At 73.2% G+C, this 18,884-nt stretch carries 19 protein-coding genes; 9 read left to right on the top strand and 10 right to left on the bottom strand.

Annotation, left to right across the window (positions count from 1 at the left end; all coding sequences use genetic code 11):
* Nucleotides 1–26: 26 nt before the first annotated feature.
* Genes AB0J97_RS49645 through AB0J97_RS49635 form a run of 3 tightly spaced genes read right to left on the bottom strand, consistent with a single transcriptional unit; the run spans nt 27 to nt 2,651 of the window.
* Entirely contained in the window at nt 27–1,040 is a 1,014-nt protein-coding gene (locus tag AB0J97_RS49645) for an NAD(P)/FAD-dependent oxidoreductase (RefSeq protein ID WP_364103880.1), read from the bottom strand.
* A 4-nt stretch (nt 1,041–1,044) separates the two neighbouring features.
* Nucleotides 1,045–1,566, bottom strand: coding sequence for an isoprenylcysteine carboxylmethyltransferase family protein (locus AB0J97_RS49640; protein WP_357710547.1), 522 nt, complete (start codon nt 1,564–1,566; stop codon nt 1,045–1,047).
* Between the two features lie 32 nt (nt 1,567–1,598).
* Nucleotides 1,599–2,651 carry a 3-oxoacyl-[acyl-carrier-protein] synthase III C-terminal domain-containing protein gene (locus AB0J97_RS49635; RefSeq protein ID WP_364103877.1) on the bottom strand — a complete coding sequence of 351 codons (1,053 nt, stop codon included), beginning with the start codon at nt 2,649–2,651 and terminating at the stop codon, nt 1,599–1,601.
* A 126-nt stretch (nt 2,652–2,777) separates the two neighbouring features.
* Between AB0J97_RS49635 and AB0J97_RS49630 the strand changes: the two genes are divergently transcribed.
* On the top strand, nt 2,778–3,650 hold the full coding sequence (locus tag AB0J97_RS49630; protein WP_364103874.1) for a UbiA family prenyltransferase: 873 nt from the start codon (nt 2,778–2,780) through the stop codon (nt 3,648–3,650).
* Here the strand turns inward: AB0J97_RS49630 and AB0J97_RS49625 are convergent.
* The 3 genes from AB0J97_RS49625 to AB0J97_RS49615 all read right to left on the bottom strand — a co-directional run bounded on the left by AB0J97_RS49625 (nt 3,640) and on the right by AB0J97_RS49615 (nt 7,306).
* Nucleotides 3,640–4,815: an NAD(P)/FAD-dependent oxidoreductase gene (locus AB0J97_RS49625; protein WP_364103871.1), complete on the bottom strand. Its 1,176-nt coding sequence runs from the start codon at nt 4,813–4,815 to the stop codon at nt 3,640–3,642. The two genes, AB0J97_RS49630 and AB0J97_RS49625, sit on opposite strands and share 11 nt — an antisense overlap.
* Before the next feature lie 50 nt (nt 4,816–4,865).
* A complete protein-coding gene (locus AB0J97_RS49620; protein ID WP_357710557.1) occupies nt 4,866–6,626 on the bottom strand; it encodes a glycoside hydrolase family 15 protein in 1,761 nt (586 codons plus the stop codon).
* 77 nt (nt 6,627–6,703) lie between these two features.
* Entirely contained in the window at nt 6,704–7,306 is a 603-nt protein-coding gene (locus AB0J97_RS49615) for a hypothetical protein (RefSeq protein WP_357710559.1), read from the bottom strand.
* A gap of 62 nt (nt 7,307–7,368) precedes the next feature.
* On the opposite strand from AB0J97_RS49615, the gene AB0J97_RS49610 reads away from it, so the two are divergent.
* Nucleotides 7,369–8,799 carry a PLP-dependent aminotransferase family protein gene (locus AB0J97_RS49610; RefSeq protein WP_364103867.1) on the top strand — a complete coding sequence of 477 codons (1,431 nt, stop codon included), beginning with the start codon at nt 7,369–7,371 and terminating at the stop codon, nt 8,797–8,799.
* A gap of 18 nt (nt 8,800–8,817) precedes the next feature.
* Here the strand turns inward: AB0J97_RS49610 and AB0J97_RS49605 are convergent, their stop codons facing one another.
* Both AB0J97_RS49605 and AB0J97_RS49600 read right to left on the bottom strand, forming a co-directional pair.
* Complete coding sequence (locus tag AB0J97_RS49605) at nt 8,818–9,432, bottom strand: trimeric intracellular cation channel family protein (RefSeq protein ID WP_364103864.1); 615 nt, start codon at nt 9,430–9,432, stop codon at nt 8,818–8,820.
* Between the two features lie 11 nt (nt 9,433–9,443).
* A complete protein-coding gene (locus AB0J97_RS49600; RefSeq protein WP_364103861.1) occupies nt 9,444–10,934 on the bottom strand; it encodes an oligopeptide:H+ symporter in 1,491 nt (496 codons plus the stop codon).
* A 148-nt stretch (nt 10,935–11,082) separates the two neighbouring features.
* Here AB0J97_RS49600 and AB0J97_RS49595 point away from each other — a divergent pair, with 148 nt between their 5' ends.
* From AB0J97_RS49595 to AB0J97_RS49585, 3 genes are all read left to right on the top strand, one after another.
* Nucleotides 11,083–12,927: an AMP-dependent synthetase/ligase gene (locus AB0J97_RS49595; protein ID WP_357710568.1), complete on the top strand. Its 1,845-nt coding sequence runs from the start codon at nt 11,083–11,085 to the stop codon at nt 12,925–12,927.
* Between the two features lie 80 nt (nt 12,928–13,007).
* A complete protein-coding gene (locus tag AB0J97_RS49590) occupies nt 13,008–14,003 on the top strand; it encodes a hypothetical protein (protein ID WP_364103858.1) in 996 nt (331 codons plus the stop codon).
* Nucleotides 14,004–14,154: 151 nt separating this feature from the next.
* Nucleotides 14,155–14,649: a hypothetical protein gene (locus AB0J97_RS49585; protein WP_357710572.1), complete on the top strand. Its 495-nt coding sequence runs from the start codon at nt 14,155–14,157 to the stop codon at nt 14,647–14,649.
* Nucleotides 14,650–14,712: 63 nt separating this feature from the next.
* On the opposite strand, the gene AB0J97_RS49580 is transcribed toward AB0J97_RS49585, so the two are convergent.
* Nucleotides 14,713–15,366, bottom strand: a complete 654-nt coding sequence (locus AB0J97_RS49580) for an NAD(P)H-binding protein (RefSeq protein WP_364103855.1) — start codon at nt 15,364–15,366, stop codon at nt 14,713–14,715.
* 113 nt (nt 15,367–15,479) lie between these two features.
* Between AB0J97_RS49580 and AB0J97_RS49575 the strand changes: the two genes are divergently transcribed.
* From AB0J97_RS49575 to AB0J97_RS49565, 3 genes are all read left to right on the top strand, one after another.
* Nucleotides 15,480–15,857 carry a helix-turn-helix domain-containing protein gene (locus tag AB0J97_RS49575; RefSeq protein WP_357710781.1) on the top strand — a complete coding sequence of 126 codons (378 nt, stop codon included), beginning with the start codon at nt 15,480–15,482 and terminating at the stop codon, nt 15,855–15,857.
* Between the two features lie 139 nt (nt 15,858–15,996).
* Entirely contained in the window at nt 15,997–16,986 is a 990-nt protein-coding gene (gene moaA, locus AB0J97_RS49570; protein ID WP_364103852.1) for a GTP 3',8-cyclase MoaA, read from the top strand.
* A gap of 1 nt (nt 16,987) precedes the next feature.
* Nucleotides 16,988–17,788 carry an NTP transferase domain-containing protein gene (locus tag AB0J97_RS49565; RefSeq protein WP_364103849.1) on the top strand — a complete coding sequence of 267 codons (801 nt, stop codon included), beginning with the start codon at nt 16,988–16,990 and terminating at the stop codon, nt 17,786–17,788.
* 313 nt (nt 17,789–18,101) lie between these two features.
* Here the strand turns inward: AB0J97_RS49565 and AB0J97_RS49560 are convergent, their stop codons facing one another.
* Nucleotides 18,102–18,416 (bottom strand): DUF3099 domain-containing protein, encoded by a 315-nt coding sequence (locus AB0J97_RS49560; RefSeq protein ID WP_364103846.1) that lies wholly within the window; start codon nt 18,414–18,416, stop codon nt 18,102–18,104.
* A 99-nt stretch (nt 18,417–18,515) separates the two neighbouring features.
* Here AB0J97_RS49560 and AB0J97_RS49555 point away from each other — a divergent pair, with 99 nt between their 5' ends.
* Nucleotides 18,516–18,728 (top strand): dodecin, encoded by a 213-nt coding sequence (locus AB0J97_RS49555; RefSeq protein WP_357710772.1) that lies wholly within the window; start codon nt 18,516–18,518, stop codon nt 18,726–18,728.
* The last annotated feature ends 156 nt before the right edge of the window (nt 18,729–18,884 follow it).

Genomic DNA, 18,884 nt, shown 5'->3' with positions numbered 1-18,884 from the left:
GCACACGTCCGGGCCCCCGGGAAGACTCAGGCCAGGACGCGGACCACGCCCGCGAACACGCGGGGCAGCCGGCGCGCCGCGGGCACCACCAGCCGGGCCGTGCCGGGCCGCCGGGCCGCCTGGACCAGCGCCGCCGTCAGCAGCCGGTGCGTGCGCGACAGCCGCAGCCACGCGCCGTCGTAGTCCTGCGGACGGTCCGCCGCCAGGCACGCGACCAGCAGCTCCGCCGATCGCACGGCCAGCGAGACGCCCTCGCCGGTGAGCGCGTCCACATAACCGGCCGCGTCGCCGACCAGCAGGACACGCCCGGCGCGGCGGGCGCGCACGCCTTGGCGCAGCGGGCCCGCGCCGCGCACCGGGGTGACGGCCGGGCCGTCCAGGCGGCGGGCCAGGCCGGGGAAGCCGCGCAGGTGCTCGTCGAAGCCGCGCCGCGCCGAGCTGAGGACCGCGACGCCGACCAGGTCGTCGCCTACCGGCGTGACGTAAGCTTCCCCGGCGCCCGACCAGTGGACCTCGACGAAGTCGCTCCACGGCTCGATCCGGTAGTGCCTGCGCAGCCCGTACCGGCGGGGGCCGCGGGCCGGCTGGTCGAGGCCGAGCGAGCGGCGCAGCGGGGAGTGCAGGCCGTCGGCGGCCACCAGCCAGCGGGCCCGCAGCCCGATCGCGCGCACGCCGTCCCTGTCCTGCTCGGCGCGGGTGATCCGGCCGGTGACCGTCTTGACGCCCAGCTCGGCGGCCCGCTGCCAGAGCGCGCCGTGCAGGCTCGTACGCCGCACGCCCAGCCCCGGCCCGGCGGCGAACGCCGCCCGCGCCTCCCGCCGCCCGTCGAGGTAGTGGATGCCGCGGAAGCCGCGTCCCTCGACCGGCACGCCCATCGCCGTCAGCGCGGCCACCCCGCCCGGCATGACGCCCTCGCCGCACGCCTTGTCCACCGGCGCGGCGCGCGGCTCGACGACGACCGCCTCCATCCCGGCCAGCGCCGCGTGGATTGCCGTGGCCAGCCCCGCCGGGCCGCCGCCCGCGACCAGCACGTCGATCACCGGCTCACCCCCCTGCCGCGACGGCGAGCGCGGCGTTCTCGCACCGGATGCGCACCACCATCAGCGCGGCGTTGAGCAGCGTGAACGCCAGCGCCGTCAGCCACGCCGTGTGCACCAGCGGCAGCGCCAGCCCCTCGGCCGCCACCGCCACGTAGTTGGGGTGCCGCAACCACGCCAGCCGGTACGGCCCCCGCCGCACCAGCGGCAACCCCGGCACCACGATCACCTGCGTGTTCCAGCGCGGCCCGAGCGCCGTGATGCACCACCACCGCAGCCCCTGGGCCGCCACGACCACCGCGAGCATCGGCCAGCCGAGCGCGGGCACGAACGGCCGCCCGGCCAGGGCCACCTCCAGCGGCGCGCACACCAGCAGCCCGGTGTGCAGCGCCACCATCCACGGATAGTGCCCTCGGCCGGTCACCACGCCGCCGCGCGCCATGCTCCAGGCGGCGTTGCGCCTGGCGACGACCAGCTCGGCCAGGCGTTCCAGGCCGACGAGCACGATGAGCGCCAGATACCAGGTCACAGGTCAACCGCCGGAGGAGTAGAGGGAACGGGCTAGAAACGCAGCAGGACGAGCTCGGAGCAGAAACCGGGGCCCATCGCGATGACCAGCCCCCAGGACCCCGGTGCGGGCGGCTCGCCGGCCAGGGTCTCGCCGAGCACGTGCAGGACCGAGGACGACGACAGGTTGCCGTTGGCCGCCAGCGAGCGCCACGTCACGTCGAGCGCGCCCGCGGGCAGCTCCAGCACCTCCGACACCGCCTCCAGCACCTTGGGCCCGCCCGGATGGCACACCCACGCCGTCACGTCCGCGGCGGTGAGCCCGTGCTCGGTCAGGAACCCGTGCACGTCGTCGGCCAGGTGGCGGCGCACTACGGCGGGGACGCTGGCGTCCAGCATCACCCGGAACCCGGTGTCGCCCACCTGCCAGCCCATGACGTGCTCGGACCCGGGATACAGGTGGCTGCGGGTGGCGACGACCTCGGGCCCGGCCGTGCCGCGCTCGGCGCCGCCGGCGACCACGGCCGCCGCGCCGTCGCCGAACAGCGCACTGGCGACCAGGTTCGCGGGCGAGGAGTCGCCGCGCTGCACGGTCAGCGAGCACAGCTCCACCGACAGCAGCACGGCCACGTGGTCCGGCCAGCCGCGCAGGTAGTCGTGCAGCCTGGCGATGCCCGCCGCGCCCGCCACGCAGCCCAGGCCGAAGACCGGGACCCGCTTGACGTCGGGCCGCAGCCCGAGCCCGGCGGCCAGCCGGGCGTCCACGGACGGCGCGGCGATGCCGGTCACCGACGTGAACATGATCAGGTCCACGTCGGTCGGCTCCAGCTCGGCGGCGTCCAGGGCGGCCTTCACGCTCTCCAGCCCCAGCTCGACCGCGACGGAGACGAACGCGTCGTTGGCGGCGCCGAAGCCGTTCAGCTTCTCGTACCGGTCGATGGGGAGGGCGAGGTTGCGGTGCTCCACGCGGGCGCTGCGGTGCAGGCGGTCGAGGAGGCGGCGGTCGGCGCCGTCGGGCAGGCACAGGCGGGCGGCCATGTCGGTGAGCTCGGACTGTGGGTATCGGTGAGGAGGGAACGCGCAACGGACTGCGGAGATTCGGGTCATGCAGTGCTCCCTCGGCAGGTCGCCCACAACACTCACTCCCCGCACGCTTCCCGCAAGGATGGTCATTTAAGCCAAACGCGGCGCGCGGGAATTCTCGCCGCGCGTCCTGCGGTCTACGATCACCGTGTGACCGACCCGGATCCCGCGGCCGCCGCCGTGGCGCGCGGCGGGCCGGCCCGTACGGCCGCCGCGCTGGCGCTGGCCTGCCATCCGGGCCCGACCGTGGCCGTGACCGCCCTGGTCACCGCGCTGGCCGTGGCGGCGGGCCGGGACGCGGGCGGCTGCGTCCTGGTGGCCGCCGCCGTGCTGGCGGGGCAGTTGTCGGTCGGCTGGTGCAACGACGCGCTCGACGCCGGACGGGACGCCGCCGCCGGGCGCGCGGGCAAACCGGCCGCCGACGGCACGGTGAGCGTGACCGCCGTCCGGGTGGCCGCGCTGGCGGCGCTGGTTCTGTGCGTGCCGCTCTCGCTCGCCTCCGGCCGTACGGCGGGACTGCTGCACCTGGCGGGCGTGCTGGGCGCCTGGGCGTACGACTTCGGCCTGAAGGCCACCGTCCTGTCGTGGGCGCCGTACGCGGCCGGGTTCGGGGTGCTGCCGGCGTTCGTGACGCTCGGACTGCCCGGGGAGCCGTGGCCGGCCTGGTGGGCGGTCGTGGCGGCGGCGCTGCTCGGCGTGGGCGCGCACCTGGCCAACGTGCTGCCCGACATCGAGGATGACCTGGCGACCGGCGTGCGCGGGTGGCCTCAGCGGCTGGGGGCGGCGCGCGTACGGGTGCTGGTGCCGCTGCCGCTGCTGGCCGCCACCTGCCTGCTCGTCCTCGGCCCTCCCGGCGGTCCCGGCGTGGCGGGGTGGCTCGCCATGGGGGCCGCCGTCCTGCTCGCCGTCGGGGGGACGCTGCTCGCGGGCCGGTCCGCGCGGGCGCCGTTCGTCGCCGCCGTGGCCGTGGCCGCCGTGGACGTGCTCCTGCTGCTCGCCAACGGCGCCGCCCTCACCGCCTGACGCCGTCCCGATGCCCCCGGGGCAGGCCCGTCGCGCCGCGCAGCCAGCGCAGCCCGACCGCCAGGGCCAGCGGCGCGGGCACCGTCCCCGCCCCGAGGCCGACCTCCACCAGCAGGTCGAACACCTCCTTGCGGTGCGCGGCGGTGCCGATGGCCGCGTCGATGAACCCCGGCGACTGCGCCAGCCGGGCCAGCACGTCGGTCGTGCGCAGGTGCCGCCCGAGCGCGCCGCGCAGCTTGGCCCGGTACCGGGCCAGCGGGTCGTCCGGCGCCTCGACCGCCGCCTCGGCCGCCAGGCGCCCCGACAGCAGCGCGTAGTAGATGCCCTCGCCGGTGAGCGGGTTGATCAGCCCCGCCGCGTCCCCGGCGAGCAGCACCCGCCCGGCGCCCGGCGCAGGCCGCCCGGTCGACAGGGGCAGGTGGTGGGCGCGCAGGTCGCGCGCGGGCCGGTCGGGCAGCAGCTCGGCCAGCCTGCCGTGCAGCACCTGGCGGCCCGGCGCCCCCGCCGTCCGCAGCCGGGGCAGCAGCATGCCGAACCCGACGTTGGCGGTGCCGTCGCCGATCGGGAACGACCACGCGTAGGCCGGCCAGCCCGCCCGCTGCATGGCGATGAGCTGCACGTCGTCGGACTCGGGCACGTCGGCGTAGCCGCGCACGGCCAGGGCGGTGTGCCGCTCGGCCGCCGCGGGCATCCCGATCAGCCGGCGCACCGCCGAGTAGGCCCCGTCGGCCGCCACCACCGTACGGGCCCGCAGCCGCCCGTCCAGGACGACCCAGGACCCGTCGCGGGCCAGTTCCCTGACGCGGTGGCGGCGCACCTCGACCCCCCGGGCCCCGGCCGCCTCCACCAGCCGCGCGTCGAACACCCGGCGCGGCACCACGTGGTTGGGCCGGGCCGCCTCGGCCGAGACCCGCAGCCCGCCCGGCGAGACCACGGTCAGCCGGGGCGTGGGCCGGTAGTCGTCGATGAGATCGGGCAGCCCCAGCCGGGCCAGCTCGTCGCGCCCGTGCGCGGCGATGCCGTCGCCGCACGGCTTGTCGCGGGGGAAGCCGGCTCGGTCGAGCAGCACCACGCGCAGGTCCGGCCGCAGCTGGACGGCCCGCAGCGCCGCCGCCGAGCCCGCCGGTCCCGCGCCCACGACGGCCAGGTCCCACTCCTCACCCATGCGAGGTCTTGTCCCACCCCGCGCGCGGCGGGAAACCCGTTCCCGCCGGGTCAGGCCCGCGACAGCGCGCGGGCGGCGTGGACGAGGGGCACGTGGCTGAACGCCTGCGGGAAGTTGCCCACCAGGCGTCCGTAGCGCGGGTCGTACTCCTCGGCCAGCAGCCCGACGTCGTTGCGCAGCTCCAGCAGGCGTTCGAACAGCTTCTCCGCCTCCTCCTTGCGGCCCTGCATCGCCATGACCTCCACCAGCCAGAAGCTGCACGCCAGGAACGCGCCCTCGCCGCCGGGCAGGCCGTCGACGTCGTTGTCGGCGGCCAGCGGATAGCGCAGGACGAACCCGTCGGACATCAGCTCCTTCTCGATCGCCGCCACCGTGCCCGCCACGCGGGGGTCGTCGGGCGGCAGGAAGCCCACCACGGGGATCATCAGCAGCGCCGCGTCCAGCTCCGACGACCCGTACGACTGGGTGAAGGTGTTGCGGTGGGGGTCGAAGCCCTTGTCGCAGATCTCGGCGTGGATCTCGTCGCGCAGCGCGCGCCACTTCTCCACCGGGCCGGTGCGGCCGAAGCTGTCGACGTACTTGACGGCCCGGTCGAGGGCGACCCAGCACATCACCTTGGAGTGCACGAAGTGCCGGCGCGGGCCGCGCACCTCCCACAGGCCCTCGTCGGGCTCGTCCCAGTGCTCCTCCACGTAGTCGAGCAGCTGGCGCTGGATCGACCAGGCGCGCTCGTCGGCGGCCAGGCCGCGGGTGCGGGAGACGTAGAGGCAGTTCATCACCTCGCCGTAGACGTCGAGCTGGAGCTGCTGGACGGCCTCGTTGCCGATGCGGACCGGGCGGGAGCCCTCGTAGCCGTCGAGCCAGTCGAGGCGAAGCTCGGGCAGGCGGCGCTCGCCGGCGACGCCGTACATGATCTGCAGATCCTGGGGGCGGCCGGCGATGGTGCGCAGCAGCCAGGAACGCCAGTCGGCGGCCTCGTCGAGGTAGCCGGAGCTGATCAGCGCGTCGAGCGTCATCGTGGCGTCGCGCAGCCAGCAGAACCGGTAGTCCCAGTTGCGCACGCCGCCGATGTCCTCGGGCAGGGACGTGGTGGGCGCGGCCACGATGCCGCCGGTCGGCGCGTACGTCAGCCCCTTCAGCGTGATCAGCGACCGCGTCACCGCCTCCCGGTAGGGGCCCTGGTAGGCGCACCGGCTCACCCACTCGGTCCACATGGCCTCGGTCTCGGCGAGCTGCTCCTCGGCGTCGATGCGCGGCGGCATCGGCTCGTGGGAGGGATGCCAGGTGAACACGAACGGCAGCCGCTCGCCCGCGTTGACGGTGAACGTCGCCCGGTGGGCGTAGTCGCCGCCCTTGAGCGGCACGGGGGAGTGCAGCCACACCGAGTCGGGGCCGCCGACGGCCTGGAGGTGGCCGTTCGTCCGGCGCACCCACGGCACGATGCGCCCGTAGTCGAAGCGCACGCGCAGCTGGGTGGAGACCTCGACGCTGCCCGAGACGCCCTCGACGATGCGCACGACGTCGGGGTTCCGGTCGCGCGGCGGCATGAAGTCGATCACCCGGACCGTGCCGGTCGGGGTGTCCCACTCGGTCTCCAGGATGAGCGTGTCGGGCCGGTAGCGGCGGCGGGTGGCCGGCCGCCGGGCCGACGGCCCCAGCCACCAGTGGCCGTTGCGCTCGCTGCCGAGCAGGGCCGCGAAGCACGAGGGGGAGTCGAACCTGGGCAGGCAGAGCCAGTCGATGGAACCGTCCCTGGCCACCAGCGCGGCCGACTGCATGTCTCCGATCAGCGCGTAGTCCTCAATCCGCATGCCGAAGACGCTACTCGCGCGCGGGTGATCCCGCGCCGGGTCCGGGCCTGTCGCGTCAGGACGGGCCCGCCGCGGGGTCACGACAGGGGGAACCAGCGGGTGAACAGCTGGGTCAGCGGACCGATGGCCAGGGCGAAGACGAGCGTGCCGACGCCGACGCTGCCGCCCAGCAGCCAGCCCACGGCCAGCACGGTGAGCTCGATGAGGAAGCGGGCCAGCCGCACGGACAGGCCGAGCCGCATCAGCCCGGTCATGACGCCGTCGCGCGGCCCAGGGCCCATGCCGGCCCCGATGTAGAGCACGGTGGCCAGCGCGATCGCGACCACGCCGAGCGCCACGTACAGCGCCTGGACGGCCAGGTGGGACGGCGTGGGCAGCAGCAGGATCGCCGCGTCGGCGAACAGGCCGAGGAACACCACGTTGCTGACCGTGCCGAGCCCGGGCCGCTGGCGCAGCGGGATCCACAGCAGCATGACCAGGGCGCCCACGCCGATGATGACCGTGCCGATGGACACGTCCAGCCTGAGGGCCAGGCCCTGGTGGAAGACGTCCCAGGGATCGTTGCCGAGGCCGGACTCCACCTGGAGGCCGATGCCGGCGCCGTACAGGGCCAGGCCGCCGTAGAGGCGCAGGAGCCGGGCGGGGAGGGAACTCAGGCGGGGGACGGTTGCTTCGCTCATGATGGCCTCATAGTGGCAGGCCAATGGTTGCCAAAACAGGGCCAATCCTGGAAAGTGGCCTTATGAGGCATTTGTCGGCAGCGCAGGTGGCCCGGCTGGTCGACGTCGATCCGGCCGCCCGCCCGTACTACCGCGCCCTGGCCGACGGCGTGCGCGCGCTCATCATGGACGGCCAGATCCCCGTACGCGTCCGCATGCCCGCCGAACGCCACCTGGCCGAGACCCTCGGCGTCAGCCGCACGACCGTCACCTCCGCCTACGACCTGCTGCGCGAGCGCGGCTACCTGGACAGCAGGCAGGGCTCGGGAAGCTGGACCACCCTGCCCGACCCGGCCACCACCCGTGAGAACCCCTGGCTCAGCACCGGCGACGACGGCCTGATCCAGCTCCACTGCGCCGCCCCGTCGGCGCCGTCCACGCTGCGCGAGGCCATGGCCGAGGCCCTGGACGACCTGCCCAGGTACGGCATGGGCAACGGCTACGACCCCATGGGCCTGCCGCTCCTGCGCGAGCGCATCGCCGCCCGCTACACCGAGCGCGGCCTGGCCACCCGGCCCGACCAGATCGTCGTCACCACCGGCTCCCAGCACGCCATCTCGCTCGTGGCCGGCCTGCTGATCGGCCCCGGCGACCCCGTCCTGGTCGAGTCGCCGACCTACCCGCACGCCATCGACGTGGCCCGCCAGTACGGCGCGCGGATCGTGCCCTTCGGCATCTCGCACGAGGGCTGGCAGCCCGACCTCATGGCCGCCGCGATGCGGCAGTCGGCCGTCCGCCTGGCCTACCTCATGCCCGACTTCCACAACCCCACCGGTGCCCTCATGGACGACGCCACCCGCGCCGCCGTCGCCGGGGCGGCCCGGCGCAACGACGTCATCCTGGTGGTGGACGAGACCTGGAGCGAACTGGCCCTGGACGAGGTGCCGCACACCTCGCCGATGGCCGCCTTCGACACCGACAGCCGCGTGATCAGCATCGGGTCGGCGTCCAAGCTGTGGTGGGGCGGCCTGCGCATCGGCTGGATCCGCACCACGGCCGCCCTGGCCCGCCGGCTGGCCCGGCACCGCGCGGCCGTCGACATCTCCAGCCCGGTGATGGAGCAACTGGTCACCGCCCGCCTGTTCGAACGGCTGGCGCAGACCCGCGCCGAACGCCGCCGCGGCCTGCGCGCCTCACGCGAGGCGCTGGTCGGCGCGCTGGCCCGGCACCTGCCGGACTGGACGTACACGCCGCCGCGCGGCGGCGGCACGCTGTGGGTGCGCCTCAACGGCGACACCTCCAGCACGCTCGCCGACGCCGCCGCCTCCCACGGCGTGCGCCTGGCCCCGGGCTCCTGGTTCGGCCTGGAAGGCACCCTGGAGGGCTACCTGCGCCTGCCGTTCACCCTGCCGCCCGAGACCGTCGCCGATGCCGTCGCCCGCATCGCCCGCGCCCGCGCCGAAGGCCCCACGAGCGCCCGCCGCCACCCCGACTCGCTCGTGCCGATGGTGTGAGGGGCTGTGTGAGGAGGGTTAGGAGTGCTCCTCGGCGCCCTTGGCCAAGGGCGCCCGCCAGTTGCGGCGCATCGCGGTGATGCGCAGGCCGAAGGCCAGCAGCGCGGCGGCCAGCGTGGCCGGCCAGCCGTGCATCCCCGCCGACGACAGGCCCGCCATCACGGCCGAGCCCAGCAGGGCGGGCACCGCGTAGAGCTGGCGGTCGTACAGCAGCGTGGGGATCTCGCCGGCCAGCACGTCGCGGATCACGCCGCCGCCGACGGCCGTCGTGACGCCGAGGATGGCCGCGTGCAGGGGGCTGAGGCCGTACTCCAGGGCCTTCTCGGTGCCGACGGCCGCGAACAGGCCCAGACCGGCCGCGTCGAGCACGAGGATGACGGGCATCACGCGGGCCACGTGCGGATGCCAGAAGAAGACGATCACCGTGGCGGCCACCGGCACCAGCACGTAACCCAGGCTCTGGAAGGCGGCCGGACGCACGTTGAGAATGAGGTCGCGGACCAGTCCGCCGCCGAGCGCGGTCATCTCGGCCAGGACGCCCATCCCGACCACGTCGAGCCGCTTGCGCACACCCATGAGCGCACCGGTCAAGGCGAAGACAAAAATACCGACAAGGTCGAGAATTTGAGACACGTTGGATGTTTTTACCGGATCGGCGGCATGGCCGCCGCATGGTAGTGCTCGGCCATGAGCACCCGCAGCTTCCGCGTGAACAGGAACAGCGCCACCCCGGCCGCGATCGCCATGATCGCCAGGACCAGGTAGTACATCGGATCGGACAGGTAGCGGCTGAGCCGCCCGGTCTGCCCGCCCACCGCGTCGCCCACCGACACCGCGATGAACCAGACCCCGAGCATCTGCCCCTTGAACGCCTCGGGCGCCAGCTTCGTCGTCACCGACAGCCCGACCGGGCTCAGCGACAGCTCGCCGAACACCTGGATCAGGTAGACCAGCACCAGCCACCACACCGACACCCGCCCGCCGGTCGCCAGCGAGGCGGCCAGCGCCATCACCACGAAGCTCAGCCCCACCATGACCAGCGCGAACGCGAACTTCTGCGGCGTGCTCACGCGCACCCCGAGCTTCACCCACAACGCCGCGAACACCGGCACGAAGATCATGATGAACAGCGGGTTGAACGACTGCGTCGTGGCCGCCTGGATCGGCACCCCGAACAGCTCCAGCCGGGTGTGGTCGGCGGCGAAGAACAGCAGCTTGCTCGGCGCCAGGTCGTAGATCATCCAGAAGATCGCCGCCGCGACGAACAGCCAGATGTAGGCCTTCATCCGGCCGCGTTCCTCGTCGGTGAGGTTGTGGCTGCCCATCAGGATGTAGGCGAAGTAGACGATCGGCACGATCAGGATGACGATCGTGATCGCCAGCGCCAGACGGTCGATCGTGAGCGTGCCGGTGGCCGCCCACACGCCGAGCGCGACGGCCGTCGCGGCCGCGCCCACCCCGGCCAGCCGGCCGAAGCGGCGGCGCTCGGGCGGCGTCAGCCGGACGCCGGGACGCTCGCCGATGCCGCGCAGGTTGCGGCCGCCCCAGACGTACTGGAGGAGGCCGAGGGCCATGCCGACCGCGGCGGCGCCGAAACCCAGGTGCCAGCGGTCGCCGTCGGCCAGCCAGCCGACGACGAGCGGCGCGAAGAAGGCGCCCAGGTTGATGCCCAGGTAGAACAGGGAGAAGCCGGCGTCTCTGCGGCCGTCCTCGTCCTCGCCGTACAGGCGGCCGACCATGACCGAGATGTTCGGCTTGAGCAGGCCGGTGCCGCTGATGATGAGCAGCAGCCCGAGCCAGACGAAGAACGACGTCGTCACCGGGATCGCCATGCTGATGTGGCCCAGCATGATGACGAACCCGCCCCAGAACACCGACCGGCGTGCCCCCAGGATGCGGTCGGCGATCCAGCCGCCGGGCAGCGCCACCAGGTAGATCAGCGCGCCGTAGACGCCGACCACCGCCTGCGCGGTCTCCTGGGACATGCCCAGGCCCCGATGGGCCGGCGAGGCCGCCATGAACGTGGCCAGGATCGCCCGCAGGCCGTACCAGCTGAAGCGCTCCCACATCTCGGTGGAGAACAGTGTCGCCAGCCCCCACGGATGCCCGAAGAAGGTCCTTCCGCCCTTGCTCATGCGCGCCCCCCCAAGACACGTACGGCACCTGATCGATCACTCTACGTGAACGAGCCGGCCGTTTCGCGGCTGGGTCTTGCCGCTGCCCAGAGGGTGTGGTGCGATGCATGCCACCTGTGCAAGTGATTACTGACTGGAGGCGGGTGCCATGGCCGAAGTCCTCGACGTACGGGCCTCGATCGAGCGGGAGATCGCCGGTCGCACAGTCTGCGAACAGCTCAGGCAGGTGGCCGCCCAGCACCCTGACGCGCCCGCGTACTCCGACCCCGACGGGGACGGCTGGTCCACCTTGACCTACGGGCAGGCCCGGCGGCGCATCCTGGAGATCGCGGCCGCCTTCGCCGCCCTCGGCTTGGAACGCGGCGAGGCCGTCGCGATCATGATGGTCAACCGCAGCGAGCACGTGCTCGCCGACCTCGGCGCCGTGCACGCGGGCGGCGTCGGCTGCACGGTCTACTCGACGTTCGCGCCCGACCAGATCGCGTTCGTGGCCGGCGACGTGGGCGCCCGCTTCGCCGTCCTGGGCGGCCCGGCCGAGCTGGCCCGCTGGCAGCCCGTGCTCGACCGGCTCGACGGCCTGCGCCGGATCATCATGCTCGACGGCGCCCCCGCCGGCGACGAGCGTTTCCTGTCCTGGGCCGACTTCCTCGACCTGGGCCGCGCCCGCCTGGCCGAGGACGAGGACGCCGTCGAGGCCCGCGCCCGCGAGGTGACCGAAGGCGACGTCGTCACCGTCCTGTACACCTCGGGCACCACCGGCATGCCCAAGGGCGTGCCGCTCACCCACACCAACGTCTTCTACGAGGTCGCCGCCACCGACCGCATCACCACGCTGCCGACGCACGGCACCCAGATCTCCTACCTCACCTACGCCCACATCGCCGAGCGCATCCTCAGCCTCTACCTCCCGCTGGTCAAGATGTCGCACGTGCACTTCTGCACCGACCTGGCGGGCCTGGGCGCCACGCTCGGCCAGGTCAGGCCGATGATGTTCTTCGGGGTGCCGCGCGTGTGGGAGAAGATGATGGCCCGGCTGCTCGCCGTGCTCGCCACCCAGCCGGAGGAGCAGCAGGCCGCCGTACGCCAGGCCATGGCCGCCGGCGCCGCCTACGTCGAGGCCGGCCAGTACGGCGGCACGATCACCCCCGAGATCCAGGCCGCCTACGACCAGGCGGACGCGTCCCTGCTGTCGGTCGTCCGCGGCATGATCGGCTTCGACCGCGCCGAATGGACCGCCACCGGCGCCGCGCCCCTGCCCGCCGAGGTCCAGCACTTCTACGCCGGCCTCGGGCTCAAGGTCATCGACGTCTACGGCATGACCGAGACCACCGGCGCCTTCACCGGCAACAGCCCCTCCTGCTACCGCCTGGGCACCGTCGGCAGGGCCGAGCCCGGCGTCGAGGTCCGCATCGCCGAGGACGGCGAGATCCTCACCCGCAGCCCGCTCAACACCGGCGCCTACCTCAACCGCCCCGAGGCCACCGCCGAGCTGATCGACGCCGACGGCTGGCTGCACACCGGCGACATCGGCACGGTCGACGACGACGGCTTCTACCGCGTCGTCGACCGCAAGAAGGAGCTCATCATCACCGCGGGCGGCGAGAACGTCTCACCCGCCGAGATCGAGAACCACCTCAAGGAGCACCTGCTCATCGGCCAGGCCCTCGCCTACGGCGACAACCGCCCGCACCCGGTGGCCGTGCTGACCCTCGACGGCGAGACCGCGCCCGGCTGGGCGAGCTCCCGCGGCATAGGCTTCGCCTCACTGGCCGAGCTGGCCGAGCATCCCGACGTCCTGAAGGAGGTCTCGGCCGCCGTCGAGGCCGCCAACGCCAAGCTGGCCAGGGTGCAGCAGGTCAAACGGTGGGCCCTGCTCGGCACCGAGTGGACGGCCGAGACCGAGGAGCTCACCCCGAGCCTGAAGCTGAAGCGCCGCGTCATCCACGCCAAGTACGCCGACGTCATCGAGTCCCTCTACGGCGAGGCGCGCTGACCCCTCGCCCCGGTGGCTTTGCCATAAGGGGTGTGTGTCGCGGTCCTGGTCATGACCGGGCGCTTCCTAGCGTCTCGCTCATGACCAGAAGCCTCCTTCTCGTCTCGCTCGCGGCGGGATCGCTCACGGCGCCCGTGCCCGCGTATCCCGCCGCGACCGAGCTCGCCATCCGCGCCATCACCGTACGGCCCGCGGAACCGGTCGTGGGCGCCCACGACTCCGTGAGCCTGGTGATCGACGTGATCGCCCGGGGCGCGCGCGGCAAGAACGGCGTCACCGTCAAGGTCGAGCCCGGCGTGCCTCCCGGCCCGCTGCTGTCGGCCAAGCCTCCCCAGCCGGACCCGTCCGGCCTCCCGCCCGCCTCGGAACCCGCCCTCCCGGCGCCCTCCACGCCCTCCGGGCCCGACACGCCTTCGGAGCCCCCCGCCTCCCCTGACGCCAGGCCGGGAATCGTGCCCGAGGACGCGCCCTCCGGCGGCCCGGCCGGAGCGCCGCTGGCCCAGATGCCCCTGGCGCTCGTCGCCGATCCCAGGCTCGACCTGCAGAAGGCCCCGGTCACGAACGCGTTGCCGCCCAGGCTGGTCTGGCGGCAGGGGGAGGTCCCTCCGGCCCGGATGGCGGGCGACTGGCAGACCTGGCGCTTCCTGCCGGACAAGAAACTGAACCGCTTCTACCCGACCGGCACCTGGACGATCAGCGCCACCGCCCGCGACGCGGACGGCGCCACCGTCACCGAATACGCCTCCTTCGAGCTCAGAAGGGCGACCAGGCTGTCGTCCGTCCGGGTGGAGAGGTCGCCGAAGGCCGCCGGCGGCGTACGGCTGCGCGGCTCGCTGACCCGGATCGACCCGCGCGGCTTCACCGACTTCGGGCCGTACGCCAAGCAGCGGCTGCGGCTCCAGTGGCGCGGGGAGGGCTCGCCCGCCTGGGAGGACGCGGGGGAGACGACGACCGACGCGGCCGGGGCGTTCGTGCAGACCGTCCCGTCCAGGAGGGGCGGCGTGTGGCGGATCCACTTCCCCGGAAACTCCCACTACGCCGCATACACCACAAAACCCCGACAAATCGCCAGTTAAGGCGATAAAACACGCACAAAAAGCCGCCAGGGTATTTGTCGTTATCTGATTGTGATCTGTCGTTTCGCAACTTTTCTTTACCCTTACGCGTCATTAGGCGTTGACGTGCTTCGTCCCTGAGGCGCGTCCAGACGGGGAAGGATTTGTTTTGATGATGCGACGTCTAGCCGCCGGACTGGCCGCGGCCGCCGTGGGCGCCACCCTGGTGGCCACCGCCGCCGCGCCCGCCCTGGCGGACACGGACCCCGATCCCGACTTCGCCGGCGGGCGCACGAGCCTCCAGCTCGACGTCAGCCCGGACCCGGTTCGGCGCGGCAAGGCCATCGACATCGAGGGCAAGCTGTCCGTGTCCTGCGACGAGGACTACATCAGCGGTTTCGTCTCGGTCCACCACGCCGACTACTGCAAGGACAGCGAGCGCTGGCACCGTCTGGCGTCGAAGCGGGTCACGATCCTCTTCCAGGCCGACGGCAGCAGCGGATGGGACTACGTCGAGTCGGTGCGGACCAGCCGCGACGGCTACTTCCACACCACCGAGCGGGCCTACACCTCGGGCACCTGGCGTGCCGTCTTCGAGGGTTCCCGATACCTGGCCCCCTCCGAGGGCAAGGACTGGGTGAAGGTCTACGGCGGCCGCCGCCACTAGCAGCACCCGGCGGAAGCCCGGCCGCGTGCGGCCGGGCTTCCGGCATGTCCGGCCTCGGACGTCTCAGTAACCGACGGCGACCTGGACCCGGTGGTGCCGCGGCTGCTCGATCTCGTCCACCACCGCCGCGGCCAGATCGGCGTAGGAGAACGCGGGACCGCCCTCCTCGGCGGCCATGACCTGCTCCCCGCCGAACCGGTGACGCCCGCTGCGCTCCGCCAGGTCGTCGAGCACCACCGGCGGCGGCGCGATCATCACCCAGTCCAGCGCCCCGCCCTCCGCGCGCAGCACCTCCAGCTCGGCGGCGTGCCCGAGCGAGAACGTCCGGGCGTCCTCGGGGAAGCCCGGCGTGTCCACCAGCCGCGTCCCCGGCGCGACCTCCAGCAGGGTGCCGATGCCCAGCGCCACCAGCCGGGGCACGCCCGCCTTCGCCAGCCCGGCGGTCAGCGCCCGTGCCGCCGCCGTGTAGAACTCCGCCGACGGCACGTCCATCCGGGCGCCCGCCTGCACCGCCACGTCGTGCCCCGCCGAGACCGCCGCCACGCTCCCCGGGTCGGTCACGTCACCCGCGACCACACGGACGCCGTCGCCGGAGGGCCCCGCGTACCGGGCCGGGTCGCGCACCACCGCCGTCACCTCGTGCCCCCGCTCCAGGGCCTGGGCGACCACCCGCGCGCCGGCCCGCCCGCCACCGCCGAAAACCACGATCCTGCTCATCGTCCAGCACTCCGTTCAGCGGCCGGCACACCCGGCCGCGCCCGGCAGACGGTAGACGCCCGGTGGTCCCTTCCCGCAACGATAGTGACCCTCCGCCGCCTACCATGGACGCCATGGCCGAACCCCTTGACCCCGACATGTTCGCCGAATGCGTCCACGTCCCCCCCTTCCGGGTCGGCGACAAGTGGACCGCCAAGATCATCCACTGCCTGGAGCAGGGCCCGAGGCGCTTCACCGAGCTCCAGGTGCCGCTGCGCGGCATCACCCCGAAGGTCCTCACCGAGTCCCTGCGCGCGATGGAACGCGACGGCCTGCTCACCCGCACGCCCTACGCCGAGATCCCGCCCCGCGTCGAGTACGCGCTCACCCCCCTCGGCCGCAGCCTGCTGGCCCCCATGGCGGCCTGCTGCGAGTGGTCGAGGACACACCTGTCGGAGCTCATCGACGCCCGCGAGTCCTGGTACGCCGACCACGCCCTGCCCACCTCCTGACGATCCGCCGCGACCCGGCGGAATCGATCACGAGCGCGGCGCGTTGCCGCGAGGGCGAGGCGGTTTTGAGGGTCGCGCGACACCCGTCGTACTCTGGCTCTCTGGCTCTCTGGCGAAAACGGACAGGAGGTGACGCCCCATGTTGCGAGACTCGTTCGGACGGGTGGCCACGGATCTGCGGGTGTCCCTCACGGACAAGTGCAACCTGCGCTGCACGTACTGCATGCCGCCCGAAGGGCTCGACTGGCTGCCCACGGCGCAGCTGCTGACGGCCGACGAGATCGTCCGGCTGGTGCGCGTCGGCGTCGAGCGCCTGGGCATCACCGAGGTGCGCTACACCGGCGGCGAGCCGCTGCTGCGGCGCGAGCTGGTCGACATCGTCACCCGCACCACCGCCCTCGAACCGCGCCCCCAGGTGCTGCTGACCACCAACGGCATCGGCCTGGCCCGGGTGGCCGAGCCGCTGGCGCGGGCCGGCCTCGACCGGGTCAACGTCTCGCTCGACACCCTCGACCCGGCCACGTTCAAGCGGCTGGCCCACCGCGACCGGCACGCCGACGTCATCGAGGGGCTGGCCGCCGCCGACGCGGCGGGCCTGCGCCCGGTGAAGGTCAACGCGGTCCTCATGCGCGGGGTCAACGACCACGAGGCCGTGCCGCTGCTGCGCTTCTGCCTGGACCAGGGCTACGAGCTGCGCTTCATCGAGCAGATGCCGCTCGACGCCCAGCACGGCTGGACCCGCGAGGGCATGATCACCGCCGACGAGATCCTCGAACGCCTCTCGTCCGCCTTCGACCTGGCGCCCGACGACCTGGAGCAGCGCGGCAGCGCCCCGGCCGAGCGGTTCCTGGTCGACGGCGGCCCGGCCAGGGTCGGGGTGATCGGCTCGGTGACGCGCCCGTTCTGCGGGGCCTGCGACCGGGTCCGGCTCACCGCCGACGGCCAGGTGCGCAACTGCCTGTTCGCCACCGAGGAGTCCGACCTCAAGAGCGCCATGCGCGCGGGCGCCTCCGACGACGACCTGGCCGCCCGCTGGATCGCCGCGGTCTCGCGCAAGCGCGCCGGGCACGGCATCGACGACCCGTCCTTCCTCCAGCCGTCCAGGCCGATGTCGGCCATCGGCGGCTAGCGTGCCCGTCGACCCCTTCGACGCGGTGATCCTGGCCGGGGGAGCGGCCCGCCGCCTGGGCGGCGCGGACAAACCCGGCCTGGCCGTCGGCGGCCGTCCGCTGGTCGAGCGGGTGGTCGCGGCGGCGTCCGGGGCGCGCCGCACGGTCGTCGTGGGCCCCCGCCGTGACCTGCCCGGGGTGCTCTTCACCCGGGAGGACCCGCCGGGCGGCGGGCCCGTCCCCGCGCTGGCCGCCGGGCTGCGTGAGGTCGACGCGCCGTGGCTGGTCCTGCTCGCCGGCGATCTGCCGTTCCTGACGGCGGCGCACGTGCGGGAGCTGCTGGCGGCGGCCCGTCCGGGCGCCGGGGCGGTCATGGTCGACGACGAGGGCCGCGAGCAGTGGCTCGTCGGCGCCTGGCCGGTGCCGGAGCTGCGGGCGTCCCTCGACGCCTACGCCGGGCGCTCGCTCAAGGGCCTGCTGGGCCCCCTGACCGGAACGCGGCTGGCCTCGCCCGGCCGGCCGTGGTTCGACTGCGACACGATGGACGACCTGAAGGAGGCTCGCATGAACGTACTCACCGAGTGGACCGCGCTGGTGTGCGGGGAACTGGGCGTCGACCCGGCCCGGGTTGACCGCGACCTGGTCCTCGACCTGACCAAGGAGGTCGCCCACGGGGTGGCCAGGCCCGCCGCGCCGCTCACCGCCTACCTGCTCGGGCTGGCCCAGGGGGCGGGAACCGCCCCTGAGGACGCCGTGGCCAAACTGATCACATTGGCGAAGAACTGGGAGCGGGCCACCACCGAGACGCTGACTGACGGCTGACACTCGAACGAACTCTTGAAGTCAAGCCGTCCCCTTCCTCAAGATTTCCTGTGAAATACGAGGAGGAGGGCGGTGTAAACGATTTCGGGAAAGCGGTCCTATCGGACTCCGGCCGGCGCGGGGACTGATCGTCCAATGCAAAGGGCTGGCCAGGAAAAGGGCGACGCCGGGTGGTTACGGGGGCAAACCACCCGGCGTCGCTTCATCGGCGTTCCGACGGGGGCCCGGAACGCCGGCACCAGCACTCCGACGGGGGACCGGAGCGCTTGCCTAAAGCGTACACCTACAACCCATGGGATGCGTCAAGACTTAGTCACGACCCGATCTCGCGTCGATGCAGCGGTATCTCGGTTTGGTTAGCCTCGGGAGACTGAAAGGCAGGTGGCGGGGCGCCCTCGCTCCGCTCATTGGCCCCGATTACCGCAATGTATGGCAAAAACACGGCCCCGGCGATGAACACCAGCCGGAACGGCCACGGCAACGGCAGCACGACCGCCAGGATCAGGCAGATCGTCCGGATGCCCATCTTGATCAGGTAGGCGACCTCGCGCTTGCGGATGTCGGCCGTCAGCGAAGGTCTGGCGTCCGTGACCTGGTGAACGTCCTGCTTCTTGCGCCACCCCTTCATACCTTCCACGGTAGACCTCGTACGGGCAGGGCGCGACGGCGCGGCCGGGCGGCGGAGAGGGACATGCGATCATGGCCTTCGAGTAAGGAGGATGGGGAGATGACGGATCGAACGTATCGGGTCACTGAGATAGTCGGCACGTCGGGGGAGAGCCTTGACCAGGCCATTCGCAACGGCCTCCAGCGGGCCTCGCAGACCCTGCGCCACCTGGACTGGTTCGAGGTCACCGAGATCCGCGGCCATCTCGACGGCGGCGACATCGCGCACTACCAGGTGGGCATGAAGGTGGGCTTCCGCCTGGAGGACTCCTGACCGTCCCTGGAGCCTCCGCGGGCACGCGCGGAGGCCACTGACACCCGCCCCGCCCGGGGGCCGTCCAGCGGCGCGCTGGGGGCCTCCCGGACGGCGGACCGCACGACGACGCCCGCCGTGCCGCCCCCTCGCGGGGGGGGGGGCGGGGCGGGCGGG

Source organism: Nonomuraea sp. NPDC049607 (genome assembly GCF_040675375.1).
Taxonomy (GTDB): Bacteria; Actinomycetota; Actinomycetes; order Streptosporangiales; family Streptosporangiaceae; genus Nonomuraea.
Note: the sequence above shows the minus strand (reverse complement) of the source record. Positions and strands in the feature narration are given on the sequence as shown.

What these genes read in the sequence shown, in the direction of transcription:
- AB0J97_RS49580 (WP_364103855.1), bottom strand. Translation starts at nt 15,366, where the DNA reads ATGAGCAGGATCGTGGTTTTCGGCGGTGGCGGGCGGGCCGGCGCGCGG.
- AB0J97_RS49560 (WP_364103846.1), bottom strand. Translation starts at nt 18,416, where the DNA reads ATGAAGGGGTGGCGCAAGAAGCAGGACGTTCACCAGGTCACGGACGCC.
- AB0J97_RS49575 (WP_357710781.1), top strand. Translation starts at nt 15,480, where the DNA reads ATGGCCGAACCCCTTGACCCCGACATGTTCGCCGAATGCGTCCACGTC.
- AB0J97_RS49595 (WP_357710568.1), top strand. Translation starts at nt 11,083, where the DNA reads ATGGCCGAAGTCCTCGACGTACGGGCCTCGATCGAGCGGGAGATCGCC.
- AB0J97_RS49635 (WP_364103877.1), bottom strand. Translation starts at nt 2,651, where the DNA reads ATGACCCGAATCTCCGCAGTCCGTTGCGCGTTCCCTCCTCACCGATAC.
- AB0J97_RS49600 (WP_364103861.1), bottom strand. Translation starts at nt 10,934, where the DNA reads ATGAGCAAGGGCGGAAGGACCTTCTTCGGGCATCCGTGGGGGCTGGCG.
- AB0J97_RS49615 (WP_357710559.1), bottom strand. Translation starts at nt 7,306, where the DNA reads ATGAGCGAAGCAACCGTCCCCCGCCTGAGTTCCCTCCCCGCCCGGCTC.
- AB0J97_RS49625 (WP_364103871.1), bottom strand. Translation starts at nt 4,815, where the DNA reads ATGGGTGAGGAGTGGGACCTGGCCGTCGTGGGCGCGGGACCGGCGGGC.
- AB0J97_RS49585 (WP_357710572.1), top strand. Translation starts at nt 14,155, where the DNA reads ATGATGCGACGTCTAGCCGCCGGACTGGCCGCGGCCGCCGTGGGCGCC.
- moaA (WP_364103852.1), top strand. Translation starts at nt 15,997, where the DNA reads ATGTTGCGAGACTCGTTCGGACGGGTGGCCACGGATCTGCGGGTGTCC.
- AB0J97_RS49610 (WP_364103867.1), top strand. Translation starts at nt 7,369, where the DNA reads ATGAGGCATTTGTCGGCAGCGCAGGTGGCCCGGCTGGTCGACGTCGAT.
- AB0J97_RS49590 (WP_364103858.1), top strand. Translation starts at nt 13,008, where the DNA reads ATGACCAGAAGCCTCCTTCTCGTCTCGCTCGCGGCGGGATCGCTCACG.
- AB0J97_RS49620 (WP_357710557.1), bottom strand. Translation starts at nt 6,626, where the DNA reads ATGCGGATTGAGGACTACGCGCTGATCGGAGACATGCAGTCGGCCGCG.
- AB0J97_RS49555 (WP_357710772.1), top strand. Translation starts at nt 18,516, where the DNA reads ATGACGGATCGAACGTATCGGGTCACTGAGATAGTCGGCACGTCGGGG.